11 protein-coding genes and 3 pseudogenes are annotated in these 13,801 nt (G+C 70.1%); 8 read left to right on the plus strand and 6 right to left on the minus strand.

Features of this window, described 5'->3' with window-relative positions:
• Positions 1-8: 8 nt before the first annotated feature.
• The 5 genes and pseudogenes from OHA11_RS02635 to OHA11_RS02655 all read left to right on the plus strand — a co-directional run.
• Complete coding sequence (locus OHA11_RS02635; RefSeq protein ID WP_266491563.1) at positions 9-1,448, plus strand: rhamnulokinase family protein; 1,440 nt, start codon at positions 9-11, stop codon at positions 1,446-1,448.
• A 180-nt stretch (positions 1,449-1,628) separates the two neighbouring features.
• On the plus strand, positions 1,629-2,384 hold the full coding sequence (locus OHA11_RS02640) for a (Fe-S)-binding protein (protein WP_266491565.1): 756 nt from the start codon (positions 1,629-1,631) through the stop codon (positions 2,382-2,384).
• A gap of 52 nt (positions 2,385-2,436) precedes the next feature.
• The gene (locus OHA11_RS02645) at positions 2,437-3,894 is read left to right on the plus strand and encodes a LutB/LldF family L-lactate oxidation iron-sulfur protein (protein WP_266506895.1); all 1,458 of its coding nucleotides are present in this window, start codon (positions 2,437-2,439) and stop codon (positions 3,892-3,894) included.
• Positions 3,891-4,538 carry an LUD domain-containing protein gene (locus tag OHA11_RS02650; protein ID WP_266491567.1) on the plus strand — a complete coding sequence of 216 codons (648 nt, stop codon included), beginning with the start codon at positions 3,891-3,893 and terminating at the stop codon, positions 4,536-4,538. Before OHA11_RS02645 ends, OHA11_RS02650 begins: the two co-directional genes overlap by 4 nt.
• 22 nt (positions 4,539-4,560) lie before the next feature.
• Positions 4,561-4,875, plus strand: a pseudogene (locus tag OHA11_RS02655) (ATP-binding cassette domain-containing protein); the annotation flags it as partial.
• Here the strand turns inward: OHA11_RS02655 and OHA11_RS02660 are convergent.
• Positions 4,876-5,310, minus strand: a pseudogene (locus OHA11_RS02660) (ABC transporter permease); the annotation flags it as partial.
• Between the two features lie 204 nt (positions 5,311-5,514).
• Positions 5,515-5,718: pseudogene (locus OHA11_RS02665) on the minus strand (ABC transporter permease); the annotation flags it as partial.
• A gap of 138 nt (positions 5,719-5,856) precedes the next feature.
• Here OHA11_RS02665 and OHA11_RS02670 point away from each other — a divergent pair.
• Together OHA11_RS02670 and OHA11_RS02675 are read left to right on the plus strand one after the other, a co-directional pair.
• Positions 5,857-6,786: a lytic polysaccharide monooxygenase gene (locus OHA11_RS02670; RefSeq protein ID WP_266491568.1), complete on the plus strand. Its 930-nt coding sequence runs from the start codon at positions 5,857-5,859 to the stop codon at positions 6,784-6,786.
• A 50-nt stretch (positions 6,787-6,836) separates the two neighbouring features.
• Complete coding sequence (locus OHA11_RS02675) at positions 6,837-7,775, plus strand: squalene/phytoene synthase family protein (protein WP_266491569.1); 939 nt, start codon at positions 6,837-6,839, stop codon at positions 7,773-7,775.
• Between the two features lie 71 nt (positions 7,776-7,846).
• On the opposite strand, the gene OHA11_RS02680 is transcribed toward OHA11_RS02675, so the two are convergent.
• On the minus strand, positions 7,847-9,634 hold the full coding sequence (locus OHA11_RS02680; RefSeq protein ID WP_266491571.1) for an FAD-binding dehydrogenase: 1,788 nt from the start codon (positions 9,632-9,634) through the stop codon (positions 7,847-7,849).
• A gap of 316 nt (positions 9,635-9,950) precedes the next feature.
• Here OHA11_RS02680 and OHA11_RS02685 point away from each other — a divergent pair, with 316 nt between their 5' ends.
• Positions 9,951-10,343 carry a DUF2255 family protein gene (locus OHA11_RS02685; RefSeq protein WP_266491573.1) on the plus strand — a complete coding sequence of 131 codons (393 nt, stop codon included), beginning with the start codon at positions 9,951-9,953 and terminating at the stop codon, positions 10,341-10,343.
• A 36-nt stretch (positions 10,344-10,379) separates the two neighbouring features.
• On the opposite strand, the gene OHA11_RS02690 is transcribed toward OHA11_RS02685, so the two are convergent.
• From OHA11_RS02690 to OHA11_RS02700, 3 genes are all read right to left on the minus strand, one after another.
• Positions 10,380-10,922 (minus strand): FABP family protein, encoded by a 543-nt coding sequence (locus tag OHA11_RS02690; protein ID WP_266491574.1) that lies wholly within the window; start codon positions 10,920-10,922, stop codon positions 10,380-10,382.
• A gap of 161 nt (positions 10,923-11,083) precedes the next feature.
• The gene (locus tag OHA11_RS02695) at positions 11,084-12,562 is read right to left on the minus strand and encodes a DUF1996 domain-containing protein (protein WP_266491576.1); all 1,479 of its coding nucleotides are present in this window, start codon (positions 12,560-12,562) and stop codon (positions 11,084-11,086) included.
• A gap of 342 nt (positions 12,563-12,904) precedes the next feature.
• A complete protein-coding gene (locus OHA11_RS02700; RefSeq protein ID WP_266491578.1) occupies positions 12,905-13,651 on the minus strand; it encodes a FadR/GntR family transcriptional regulator in 747 nt (248 codons plus the stop codon).
• Between the last annotated feature and the right edge of the window lie 150 nt (positions 13,652-13,801).

Raw genomic sequence — 13,801 nt, forward strand, 5'->3', positions numbered from 1 at the left:
AGGCGGCTGTGAAGTCGTATGCCGCGGTCGACCTCGGCGCGTCCAGCGGGCGCGTCATGGTCGGCCGCGTGGGCCCCGACTCGCTGGAACTGACGGAGGCGCACCGCTTCCCGAACCGGCCGGTACGGACGCCCGAAGGGCTGCGCTGGGACATCCTCGCGCTGTACGCGGGGGTCCTCGACGGGCTGCGCGCGGCAGGGCAGGTCGACTCGGTCGGCATCGACAGCTGGGCCGTGGACTACGGCCTGCTCGACGCCGACGGGGCGCTGCTCGGCAACCCGGTGCACTACCGCGACACCCGCACCCAGGGCGTCGCGGAGAAGGTGCGGGCCACCCTGCCCGCCGCCGAGCTGTACGCGGCGACCGGGCTCCAGGACGCGCCCTTCAACACGCTGTACCAGCTGGTGGCCGCCCGTTCCACGTCCCAACTGGCGTACGCGCACCGCCTGTTGCTCATCCCCGACCTGCTGACGTACTGGCTCACGGGCGAGCCGGGCACGGAGCTCACCAACGCCTCCACCACGCAACTGATCGACCCGCGCACCCGCGACTGGTCGTACGACGTAGCGGAGCGCCTCGGTATCGACCTGGCGCTCTTCGCGCCCCTGCGGCGGCCCGGGGATCCGGCGGGCCTGCTCCAGCATGCCGTGCTGGACGAGACCGGGCTGACCGGTCCGGTCCCGGTCACGACGGTCGGCTCGCACGACACCGCCTCCGCGGTGGCCGCGGTCCCGGCGGTGGGCGGCGAGCGCTTCGCGTACATCTGCACCGGCACCTGGTCCCTGGCGGGCCTGGAGCTGGCGGCGCCGGTCCTCACCGAGGCAAGCCGCGAGGCCAACTTCACCAACGAGCTGGGCCTGGACGGCACGGTCCGCTATCTCCGGAACATCATGGGGCTCTGGCTGCTCCAGGAGTGCGTACGGGACTGGGGGCACCCCGATCTCGGGGAGCTCCTGGCAGCCGCCGCCGAGGTGCCGTCGCTGCGGTCCGTCGTGGACGCGGGCGACGCCGCCTTCCTGGCTCCCGGCCGGATGCCGTCCCGGATCGCCGACGCGTGCCGGGAGTCGGGGCAGCCCGTGCCCGAGTCGCCCGCCGAGTTCACACGCTGCATCCTCGACTCGCTCGCCCTCGCCCACCGCCGCGCGATCACCCAGGCGCAGCGGCTGGCCGACCACCCGGTCGACGTCGTCCACATCGTCGGCGGCGGCACCCGCAACGCCCTGCTGTGCCAACTGACCGCCGACGCCTGTGGCCTCCCGGTGGTGGCGGGCCCGACGGAGGCCGCGGCCCTGGGCAACGTACTCGTCCAGGCCCGAACCCACGGCCTGGTCGGCGACCGCACATCGATGCGCGAACTGCTGGCGCGCACGCAGCAGTTGACCCGCTACGAGCCGCGGGACTCCACCGCGGCATGGGAAGCGGCCGAGGCCCGGCTCGCGGCCAGATGACGCGCCCCAAAGGGGCGCGGGGAACTGCGCGACCAGCCACATGCGGCCCGCAGACCCGAACGGCGCTTCCAGGAATCGGCGGACCGGAAACGGCACCCCGCGCGGAGGGCAACCTCATTCCCCGCGAAGCCAGCGCCGCGTACTGTGCACTCATCCGATGATCGACCCCAAGGAGCCGCGATGCGTGTCGCTCTGTTCCTGACCTGTGTCAACGACACGCTCTATCCGGACACCGGCCGAGCCGTGGTGAAACTGCTGACCAGGCTGGGCGTGGATGTCGACTTCCCGATGGCGCAGACCTGCTGCGGACAGGCGCACTACAACACCGGGTACCGTCACCAGGCCGAGCCGATGGCCCGGCATTTCTCCGATGTCTTCGGCGGATACGAGGCGATCGTGACCCCCTCCGGGTCGTGCGGCGCGATGGTGCGGGAGCTCTATCCACGGATGGGCGAACGGGCACGCGCCGAGGGCCGCGGGAACACCCTCGCGGCCACGCTCGCGCCGGTCGTGCCGAAGACGTACGAGCTCACCGAGTTCCTGGTGGACGTGCTCGGGGTGACTGACGTGGGCGCGTACTACCCGCACACCGTCACGTACCACCCCACCTGTCACGGGCTGCGGAGCCTCGGGCTCGGCGACCGGCCGCGCCGACTGCTCCAGTCCGTCAAGGGACTTGAGCTGAAGGAGCTGCCCGGCGCGAGCGAGTGCTGTGGCTTCGGCGGCACCTTCGCCGTCAAGAACTCCGATGTCTCGGCGGCGATGGGGGCCGACAAGGTGCGCAACGCCGAGTCGACGGGCGCCGAGGTGCTGTGCGCCGCCGACAACTCCTGTCTCATGCACATCGGCGGCACCATGACCCGGCTCAGGACGGACATGCGTCCGGTGCACATCGCGGAGATCCTGGCGAGCACGGAAGAGGAGCCGTCGGCATGAACAGCCACAGCGGAGCGGAGACCGGCGCATGAACGGTGGGACTTTCGTCGGGATGCCGTCCTTTCCGAAGGCCGCGCACGAAGCCGTCCACAACCAGACCCTGCGCGGCAATCTGCGCCACGCCACCCACACCATCCGCGCCAAGCGCGCGAACGCGGTCGCCGAGGTCTCCGACTGGGCCGAGCTGCGCGAGGCCGGCAAGCAGATCAAGGACCACACACTCCGTCATCTCGACCAATATCTGATCCAGTTGGAGGAGTCGGTCGCGGCGGCCGGCGGCACCGTGCACTGGGCCGCCGACGCGGACGAGGCCAACCGGATCGTGACGTATCTCGTCAAGGCGACCGGCGAGCGCGAGGTCGTCAAGGTCAAGTCGATGGCCACGCAGGAGATCGGCCTCAACGAGGCGCTGGAAGCAGAGGGCATCAACGCCTACGAGACCGATCTCGCCGAACTCATCGTGCAGTTGGGCAAGGACCGGCCCTCCCACATCCTCGTCCCGGCCATCCACCGCAACCGCGGCGAGATCCGTGACATCTTCGCGCGCGAGATGAGCGAGTGGGGCCGCCCGGCGCCGGAGGGCCTGACCGACACGCCCGCCGAACTGGCCGAGGCCGCGCGCCTGCACCTCCGCGAGAAGTTCCTGCGCGCCAAGGTCGGCATCTCCGGCGCCAACTTCATGGTCGCCGAGACCGGCACACTGGTCGTCGTGGAGTCCGAGGGTAACGGCCGGATGTGTCTGACCCTGCCCGAGACGCTGATCTCGGTGGTCGGCATCGAGAAGATCGTGCCGACCTGGCAGGACCTGGAGGTCTTCCTCCAGACACTCCCCCGCTCCTCGACGGCCGAGCGCATGAACCCGTACACCTCCACCTGGACAGGCACGACGGACGAGGACGGTCCCCAGACCTTCCATCTGGTCCTCATCGACAACGGCCGCACCGACACGCTCGCCGACGAGGTCGGCCGCCAGGCTCTGCGCTGCATCCGCTGCTCGGCGTGTCTCAACGTCTGCCCGGTGTACGAGCGGGCGGGCGGACACGCGTACGGCTCGGTCTACCCGGGCCCGATCGGCGCGATCCTCAGCCCCCAACTCCGGGGCACGCAGAGCGAGATCGACGCCTCACTCCCGTACGCCTCCTCGCTGTGCGGCGCCTGCTACGACGTCTGCCCGGTGGCCATCGACATCCCGGAGGTGCTGGTGCATCTGCGGGAACGGGTCGTCGAGGGCGGCCCCGTGACCCGGGACGGCGCCAAGGTCGTGCTCAAGCCCGCGAAGGGGCATGCCGCCGAGCGGGCGGCGATGCGCGCGGCGAAGTGGGCCTTCGGCCACCCGGGCGCGCTGCGCACCGGCCAGCGGTTCGCGTCCCGGACCCGTCGTTTCCATCCGCGGACGCTGCCCGGTCCAGGCAAGGCGTGGAGCGAGACCCGGGCGCTGCCGACGGTTCCCGCGGAGCCGTTCCGCGACTGGTGGCAGCGGACGCACGGAGGAAAGGACGCGTCGAAGTGAGCAGCAGGGACCTGATCCTCGCCCGGGTGCGGCGCGCGCTCGCGGACGTGCCACAGGACGACACGCCGTACGACCAGGCCTTCGAGCGCGGGTATCTTCGCGAGCACGGGGACCGGCGTGTCGCGGAGACGGTGGATCTGCTCGCGGAGAATCTGGCGGACTACCGCGCGCTCGTGCACCGCTGCGCGGCCGACGGGCTGGCGGCGACGATCGCGGGGCTGCTGACCGCGCGGGGCTCGACGTCGGTCGTCGTACCGGCGGGGCTGGACCCTCGGTGGCTCGCGGCCACCGATGTCGCGCAGGTCCCGGACCGGCTCGACAGCACCCCGGCCGAACTGGACCGCGTCGCCAGCGTGGTCACCGCGTGCGCGGTCGCCATCGCCGAGACCGGCACCATCGTCCTGGACGGCGGCCCGGACCAGGGCCGCCGCCGGATCACCCTGGTCCCGGACCACCACATCTGTGTCGTACGCGTCCCCGATCAGGTCGTGTCCTCGGTCCCCCAGGGGCTGGAGCGCCTCGACCCGACACGCCCGCTGACCTGGATCTCCGGCCCGTCCGCGACCAGTGACATCGAGCTCGACCGGGTCGAGGGGGTGCACGGTCCACGCACCCTTGAGGTGGTGCTGGTGAGCGGGGAGTGACGGACGCGATTAGCGTGAAGTCATGATCCGGTTCGAGCAGGTCACCAAGCGCTATCCGGACGGTACGACAGCCGTGGACGACCTCTCCTTCGAGGTGTCCGAGGGTGAACTCGTCACGCTCGTGGGCCCGTCCGGCTGCGGCAAGACGACGACCATGATGATGGTCAACCGCCTCATCGAGCCGACGTCCGGCCGAATCCTCATGGACGGCGAGGACATCGCGGCAGTGGACCCCGTGAAGCTCAGGCGCCGGATCGGATACGTCATCCAGCAGGTCGGCCTCTTCCCGCACCGGACCGTCCTCGACAACACGGCGACCGTGCCGACGCTCGTGGGCGAGCAGCAGCAGATCGGCGGCGACGGCGATGACGACACACAGTACGGACGCGGTGAGGACCTGCGCCTTGAAGTAGGTGTTCATACCTGAGTAGATGAGGTTGCCGAGTCCCCCGAAGCCGACGATCGCGCCGACCGTCGCCAGCGACACCGCCGAGACGGTGGCGATCCGCAGCCCGGCCATGGCGGCGGGCAGGGCGAGCGGCAGCTCCACCGTGAGCAGGAGCCTGATGGGCCCGTATCCCATGCCGCGGGCCGCCTGCCGGGTCTCCTCGGGTACGGCGCGCAGCCCGGCCAGGATGTTCCGGACGAGCAGGGTCAGCGAGTACAGGACGAGCCCGGCGACGACGAGGGCCGGCGACAGCCCGTACGCGGGCAGGAGCAGCGAGAACATGGCCAGCGACGGGATCGTGTAGAGGACCGTCGTCACGGCTAGGGGGTGTTTCGAAAGTCCTGTGCGGTGCCCGCGGTGTCCGGTGCGTGCTCTCGGCGTGCCGGCCGAAAGCCCTCGTACTGGACGTACTTGGGCTTTCGGCCGGTGCGGCGAAGGGGGTCCCCCCGCCCGAGCCGGGCGAAGCCGGTTCGAGGGTGGGGGCGCGTGCCGGGCGCCGTGGGTGCTGTGCGGGACTTTCGAAACACCCCCTAGCACCGGGCCCGCCGCCCAGCCCCACCGGCGCGCCAGCACGGCCAGCGGCACGGCGAGAGCCAGACCGATGAGGACGGAGAGCGCCGTCAGCTGGAGGTGCTGGCCGACCGCGTCGAGGAGGATGTCGCGGCGGGAGCTGAGGTATTCGCCGCAGATCCACTCGTTGCGCGCGAGGCAGTCGTCCGGGGGCGCGGTCACGGGTCCATTCCAGCCGCGCGGGCGCCGGGTGGCGCGTATTGATCGCCCGTACGGGGGGTGTTGAACGGGTGTCGCGTGATCCCCGTACTTGTGGGGCAACGGGCCCGACCCGTTCGCCGTGCTAGGAGGACCCGACCCATGACCGCACACCGCACCGCCGCCCTCGTCGGGACGGCCCCGCTCCTGCTCGCGGTGTGGGCCGCCGGGCCCGCCGCCGCGCACGGGGCGCCGACGGACCCCGTGAGCCGGGTGGTGGCCTGCTCCCCCGACGGCGGGCAGCAGGCGGGGTCGGCGGTGTGTCAGGCCGCCGTCGCCTCCGGTATCGCGGCTTTCGACAATCTGCGTATCGCGGGCGTGAACGGCCGGGACCGCCAGGTCGTTCCCGACGGCAAGCTGTGCAGCGGTGGCCTGTCCGCCTACCGGGGCCTCGACCTGGCCCGCGCCGACTGGCCGGCGACGCGGATGACCGCCGGGGCGAACTTGACGCTCACGTACCGGTCGACGATTCCGCACACGGGCACGTTCAAGCTGTTCCTGACCAAGCAGGGCTACGACCCGACGAAGCCCCTCAAGTGGTCCGACCTGCCGTCGCAGCCGTTCGCCACGGCCACCGACCCGGCGCTCGTGAACGGCGCCTACCGGATCAAGGCCAAGCTGCCGTCCGACCGGACGGGCCGTCAGCTGCTCTACACGATCTGGCAGAACACGAGCACGCCGGACACGTACTACTCGTGCTCGGACGTGGTCTTCCCCGGGGCGACGGACAATGCCGGGGCCGGGGAGGGCGGGGCCGCCGGCTCCGCCACGAAGAAGCCCGCAGCGACGCCGACGAAGGCCGACCCCACGGAGGCCACGGCCGATCCCACTCCGTCGGCGTCCCCGGCCGATGCCACCACCGGCGCCCCCGTGGAACCGTCGGACACCGTGACCGACGCACCCGGCCAGGCAGTCTCCTCCCCCAATTCCGGCGACGACAGCCAAGCACTGGCCCTGCCTCTCGTCGCGGGCGGTGCGGCGGGCCTGTTGATCACGGCGGGCGCGGCGTTCACCCTACGTCGCCGCCGGTGAGTCGCTCGTCATCCGTGGCTGATAGCCTGCGCGTTCTTTAGTTATGAAAAGTGACCATCGCGTGGGAGATGTACGTGCGGACCTGGCGGAGTTGTCTGGAATCGGCAGGGGCGCACCAGGGCGCTCTGCGCGACGACTACATGAAGGTCGCGCGGTTCATGCGGCGGCGGGAGCCGGCCGGCTATCTGGCGGTGCGACTGCTGGTGCCCGCCTCCCATCAGCCTCATGTGCTGGCCGGTTACGCGTTCGCGTCGTTCACCGACGACGTCTGCGACCAGGGGACGGTCGAGGAACGCACGCGGCGCTATGACGCGTGGGCCGAGCAGGTGGATACGGCGCTCAGTACGGGAAACGCCGAACATCCCCTGCTGCGGGCGTTCCTGCACACCGCGGCGGAGCGTGAACTGCCGCGCCGCTGGGTCGACTCGTACCTGGAGGGTGCGCGGATCGACCTCGACTTCGCCGGGTTCGCGACCGAGGCCGACTACCAGCGGTATGTGGAGCAGCTCACCTGGCCGTTCCTGATGATCACGTCGGGGCTGGCCCATCTCGGGGGCGGGAGCGCCGAGTTCGCCGCGTCCTGCCGTCTCTTCGCCGACGCCGCCCAGCGCACGGACATCCTCACCGACCTGTCGGAGGACCTGCGCGGCGGGCGCCTGTACCTGCCCGTGAGCGATCTCGACCGGCACGGCATCACGCGCTCCGACCTCGAAACGGGCCGCGACCTGCCCGGAGTCCGCGCGTTGGTCGCGGCCACGGTCGAGGCGGCGCGCGCCTCCCTCCGCGAGGCCACCGTGATCCTGGAGCACTGCTCCGAGGAGCACCGGCGGCTGACGCGTTTCATCCTGGACCTGCACCACCAGCGCCTGGAGTCGGTGACGGCCCGCGGCGCCTCGGTCGCCCAACGCCCGGTACGCGACCGTCCGGTGGCATGCCTTCGGCTGCTGGCCGGGCGCCCTGCACGGCGCCCGGCCCACGTCACCGGCTGACGACGACGGCGGCCATCACCACGCACCGCGTCGACGTCAGGACGCGGTCACCGTCCGGACGCTGTCGGCCGTCAGGACGCGGTCGCCGCTGCCGCCGCCCGCCCCGCCGTGCGGCCGGAGAACAGGCAGCCGCCGAGGAACGTGCCCTCCAGGGAGCGGTATCCGTGGACGCCGCCTCCGCCGAAACCGGAGACCTCGCCCGCCGCGTACAGACCGGGTACGGCTTCTCCGGCCGCGTTCAGGACCCGGCCGGAGAGGTCGGTCTGGAGGCCGCCGAGGGTCTTGCGGGTGAGGATGTTGAGGCGTACCGCGATCAGTGGTCCGGCGCTGGAGTCCATGATCTTGTGGGCGGCTGCCGTGCGGCTGAGGGTGTCCCCGGGGTAGGCGAGGGCGTTGCGGATGCCCATGACCTGGGCGTCCTTGGAGTAGGGGTTGTCCATCTCCCGGTCGCGTGCGTCGATCTGCCGCTGGAGATCGGCCAGGTCGATCAGGCCGTCCCCGGTCAACTTGTTCATGCCGCGGACGAGTTCGGACAGGGTCGTGGCGACGACGAAGTCCACGCCGTTCTTCTTGAACTTCTCGATCGGCTCCGGGGTCTGCCAGATGCGGGACAGCAGCATCCAGATGTTCTTCTCGGTGAGGTCCGGGTTCTGCTCGGAGCCGGAGAGCGCGAACTCCTTGGCGATGATCTTCTGGGTGGTTACGAACCAGGAGTAGTCGTACCCGGTGTCAGTGATCGACTTGAGCGTGTGGAGGGTGTCGTAGCCGGGCATGTCGGGCGCGCTGAAGCGTTTGCCGGTGGCGTCGAACCACATGGACGACGGGCCGGGCAGGATGCGGATGCCATGGCCCGGCCAGATCGGGTCGTAGTTCCTGAGGCCCTCGGTGTAGTGCCACATGCGGTCCGGGTTGACGATCCGGCCGCCCGCCTTCTCGGTGATCGCGAGCATGCGGCCGTCCACGTGGGCCGGCACGCCGGTGATCATGGTCTTGGGCGGGGTGCCGAGACGGGCCGGCCAGTTCTGCCGTACGAGATCGTGGTTGGCGCCGATACCGCCGGAGGTGACGATCACGACCGGCGCGCGCAGCTCGAACTCGCCGACGACCGTGCGGGAACTGGGCTTGCCGCGGGCGGCGCTGCTCGGCTCCAGGACCGCGCCGCGTACGCCCGTGACGGCACCGCCCGTGGTCACGAGCCCGTCGACGCGGTGGCGGAACCTGAAGGTCACCTTCCCGCTCTCGACCGCGGCCCGCACCTTCTTCTCGAACGGCTCGACGACCGCTGGTCCCGTGCCCCACGTGACGTGGAAGCGGGGCACCGAGTTGCCGTGTCCGTCCGCGAGACCGCCGCCCCGCTCGGCCCAGCCGACGATCGGGAACCACTGCACCCCGAGGCCCGCGAGCCAGGAACGCTTCTCACCGGAGGCGAAGTCCACGTACGCCTCGGCCCACTTGTAGGCCCAGTGGTCCTGGCCCTTCGGGTCGGTGATGTCACGGTCGAAGCCGGCCGTGCCCAGCCAGTCCTGCCAGGCCAGCTCATGGGTGTCCTTGATGCCCATGAGTCTCTGCTCGTCGGAGTTGACGAGGAACAGACCGCCGAAGGACCAGAACGCCTGTCCGCCGAGGTTCGTCTCCGGTTCCTGGTCGAGGAGCAGTACTCTGCGGCCCGCCGCGGCCAGCTCCGCCGTGGCGACCAGCCCGGCGAGCCCGCCGCCCACCACGATCGCGTCCGCGTCCGACGACGAGGCGGCGAAGGCGGTACCCGCCGATTGCGCGAGGGCGGTAGCGGCGAGCGCACCGCCCGCCACCGCCAGGGCGCGGCGGCGCGTGATGGCGGCCGAGGCTGCTGAATTCTCCATGGGGTGCCTTCCGGAGGAGGTGCGGAGGGGGCGGGAGACGCCGAAGATGCCGCTGCGACGGCAAGGTGTTACCGACGGTAGCCCAGGTGATCTCGGCCCGCCAGAGTGCTGCACGGTGAACCGTGAACTACCGCTGGGAGAAGGGATATTGACCGCTGAGCAGGTCTTCTCCGCTCCCCATGTCCCGGGGCTCCGCCTCCGCGGCACCCGCCGACCGGACGTCAGCCCATTGAGCGCCGTGCTGTTGCCGGTGCCGGTCGCGGCGGTGAGTCTGATTCCGGAGCCGGCACACCGGTAGCGACAAGGAGGCCCAGCGATGACGGCATGGCGGAACGACGAGCTCGCCCGGATCGGGAACGCCGAGGAGCTGCACGTTGTCTCCCTGCGGCGCGACGGGACGTCGGGCAGCTGGCGGACCATCTGGGTCGTCCGCGTCGGCGACGACATCTGCGTACGGTCCGTCAACGGGCCCTCGGCCGCCTGGTACCGGAGCACCAGGGTCCGGCGGCAGGGCCGCGTCCAGGCCGGCGGCGTGGACAGGGACGTGACCTTCGTCGACGCCGATTCCGCGCTCAACGACGAGGTCGACGCGGCCTACCGCGCGAAGTACGGCCACTACGCGGCGAACATCGTCAAGGCCATCACCGGCCCCGAGGCGAGCTCCACGACGATGCGGCTCGTGCCACGCCCGGCGGAGTCCGCCGCGTAGGGCGCGCTCTCCGCGTGAGCGGAGCCGTTCGTCGTTCTAACCCTCGCGTCGCAGCAGGGCCGAGAGATGGTGTTGCAGCGGCTGGCCGACCGCCTCCAGGTCATGCTCGAACGTGAGCGTGTCGTCGTCGGTCAACGTGTAGCGGCGGCGGGTGGCGCCGACCTTCTTGGCGGTGGGGGCGAGAGCCACCTCGTGGGTGGAGAGGTCGACCACGCGGCCGGTCGCACGGCCGACCATGATCTCCGCGATGCCGGTGGGCTGGGTGATCAGCGCCTCCACCCTGCCTTCGGGCTGGAGCCGCCACCAGCCGCTCTCCCGGGCCGACGGACGCAGCGGAGCGTCCTCGGCGTCGAGCAGCCAGGCCCTGGCCTCGTAACGCAGGAAGGGGCGGCCGTCGTGACTGAAGGTCACCTCCTGCGCGTACGCGAAGTCCCCCGTGAGCGTCGGATACCCGCCCTGGCCCCGGCCGCGCCACGAACCCAGGAGGCCGAGCACGGGTTCGAGCAGTGCGTGCGGCGCCGGCGCCTCGTTCGGCCGGTGGCCGTCGGGGTACGGAAGCTCGGGTGCGGGGTCGAACACGGTGTGCGCTCCTGGGGTGGGTGCCGGTGCCGACCGGAAGCCTAGGCCGTCGGCTCCCTTGGCGCCCCGAAAGCGCCGGGGTGGGTGCGAACGCGGCGGGGTGGGCGCCGTTCGTACGACGCCCACCCCTGCCTACCGCTGACTAGACCCGCTGTTCGGGATCAGCTGCACCTGCGTCCGGAGTTGATGCACTGCACCATCTTGTTCGTCACCTTCTGGTCGAACACGTTGATGAAGTCACCGTGGTCCGTGATCGGCTTGTGCGCCTGCTCGGGGAACCCGTCCAGGGAGAAGAAGGGCCGGGTCTTCCCGTTGTCCTTCAGGCTGGGCGCGTCCACGTCGTACACGAGCCGCTGAACCAGCTGCGGAATGGCCTTGAAGCCGGTCGGGCAGTTGCCCTTGGCGTCAGCGAAGGCCACGTGCGTACGGTGGTTGGCGCTGTCGATGTTGGAACCGTCCCAGCAGCTCTGGAACTTGAAGGTGCGCACCACGTCCCGGCCCGACGGGCAGAGGGGGTACTTGTCCTTCAGCTGCACCTTGCTCTCGAAGCCCGTGCAGCTCCAGGAGGCGTTGGCGTTGGTCGGGCCGTTCGTGAACGCCTTGGCGTCACCGGTGATGATGCGCAGGAGCTGCGGCATCGCCACGACCTTGCCGCGCGGGCTGCCCACGAAGTCCAGCGTGGCCTGCTTGGCCGTCAGGATGCGGCCGGTGTTGCCTTCGGCCCCGCCGCCCAGCCGGTCGGCGTCGAACTCCTTGGTGCCGTCCTGCAGGCGCAGCACCGGCCAGTAGTAGGACGACTTGTCGCCCTTGTTCTTGCAGCTGGTGTTGGCCTTGAGGAAGTCCTGGTCGCTGGTGAAGGCGTCGTTGTCCTGGTTGCCGATGTAGTCGTGCACGTGGTGGGCGCCGTTGGTGACACCGGGCGCGACGATGACGTTGTCGCTGTTGTACAGCTTGTTGGCGTTCACCCCGCACTTGGTGACGAAGGTGCCCCTGGACGCCTTCGACGACTTGCGCGGTGTGCTCACGTTGCGGCGGACCTTGGTGATGTCCACGTAGTCGGCGGCGACGGGCCCGTTACCGGCGGCGGGCTGACCTGCGGCGGGCTGACCCGAGGCGGGCTGGCCGGAGGCAGGCTGAGCCGAGGCCGGCTGACTGGCGGCGGGCTGGTTGCCGGTGGCGCGCAACGTACAGGGCGCCAGCGCCTCAAGGCCCTGCGGCTTGGTGCCCACACGGCCGATGGCGGTGACGATCCGGTCGATCGTCGCCTTCCGCTTGTCCTTCAGCGGATTCACGATGGCGTTCTGAGCGAAGTTGGCGTCCTGCTGAATCGCCCGCTGGGAGGTGGAGAGGCGCTGGTAGGCCTCGGACACCTGCTTGTCGAGCAGGGCCAGTTCCTTGTCGACCTGGGTCCTGGCCTGGGCGGGAACCGCCTTCAACTGCTGGCCCACGTCGGGGCAGTCGATGGTGGAGGATCCGGCCGCGAGAGCCTGATTCTGGGCCGAGCCCTTCGAAGCGCCGGTTTCACCGGCCGAGGCGTAGATGTTGGCCGCGACGAGTCCGCCGGCCCCCATGGCCAGTGCGGCCGCCGCGCCCACCACCCGAACGGTGGTCTTCGACTTCTTTCGCGTGTTGCGTCTCATCAGGCCTCTCTGAACTTCCTCGGAACCGGCGGGACTTCCGGTGTGAGCGAAACTGACCCTTGATACGGATGTGCTCACAGGATGTTCAGCGAATTCTCACATTCATAGTTTCCTCCACCCGCAAACCGGGCATTGGAACCCGACTCGGGCACCGGAACAACTGCCTCCGCTCCACCAAGTGGCCAACACCCCGTTGACCAACACAAGGGGCACGACGGCCCGTTCGGCGCGCCAAGCTCCGTACGGACGGCACACCCACGTGGCGGCCCCTTCGGTGCAGAACGGAAATGCCGACAAGGCATCCCGTCGGACGCCTCGTCACCACCGTCCGTACGCGGCTTGTCAGGAAGACAGTTCGTGGCCCGACTCGGCACGCTCCTCCAGCGCGGACCTGGCGTCGCGGAAGAGCGTCTTTCCGTAGTCGCGGTACGGGAGCGAGTGCGCGTACCGGAAGTGTTCACGCACCGCGGTCCGCGCGGCCTCGGGGTCCCTGGCCTCCAGTGCCTCGACGATCTGGTCGTGCGATCCGATGCCCCACTGCTCCCCGCTCTCCGGGTCCGGGGGGATGGAGCTGACGATGATGAGCTCCTGCAGCGGTTCGATCAGCAGCTCCAGCGCGGGCAGTCGCAGCGCTTTGATGATCGACAGGTGGAACTGCAGGTGCTCGTCGTGCGCTGTCGGCCAGTCCTCGGCCCGGACCCCGTCCTCAAAGCGCCGCAAGTGTCCGCGCATCATGCGCAAGGCCTCATCGTCACAGACACGCGCGGCCTCGGCAGCGAGCGTGGACTCAAGAGTGATGCGGGCGGCGAGGACCTCCCCGATGGTGACGCCTGATCGCTGCATTCGGAGCGTCAGGGCGGTGGTGACGATGTCGTCCCGGGGCACCGAGACGAAGATCCCGTGTCCCTGCCGGACCTCGACGAGCCCCATGGAGGACAGGGTTCGCAAGGCGTCGCGCACGACACTGAGGGAAACCCCGAGCGAATCCGACAGGGCTTCCGCTGTGGGCATCCGACTGCCCGGCGCGTATTCCTCGTGCACGATCGCCCGCCGCAGCCGTGCCACGACCTGGTCGCTGAGCCTGCCCACTTGATCTCCTCGCTCTGTCCCTCGCGCCCGACACTGCGCCCCGGAACGCCACTTACCGTGACGGCGGCACTGCCCCAAGTGATCGTGACGGCGAGGTCTTGTCAGGGAAATGCATCATACCTATGCTCCGAATGCATCATAAGTATGATG

It is taken from the genome of Streptomyces sp. NBC_00878 (assembly GCF_026341515.1).
GTDB lineage: Bacteria > Actinomycetota > Actinomycetes > Streptomycetales > Streptomycetaceae > Streptomyces.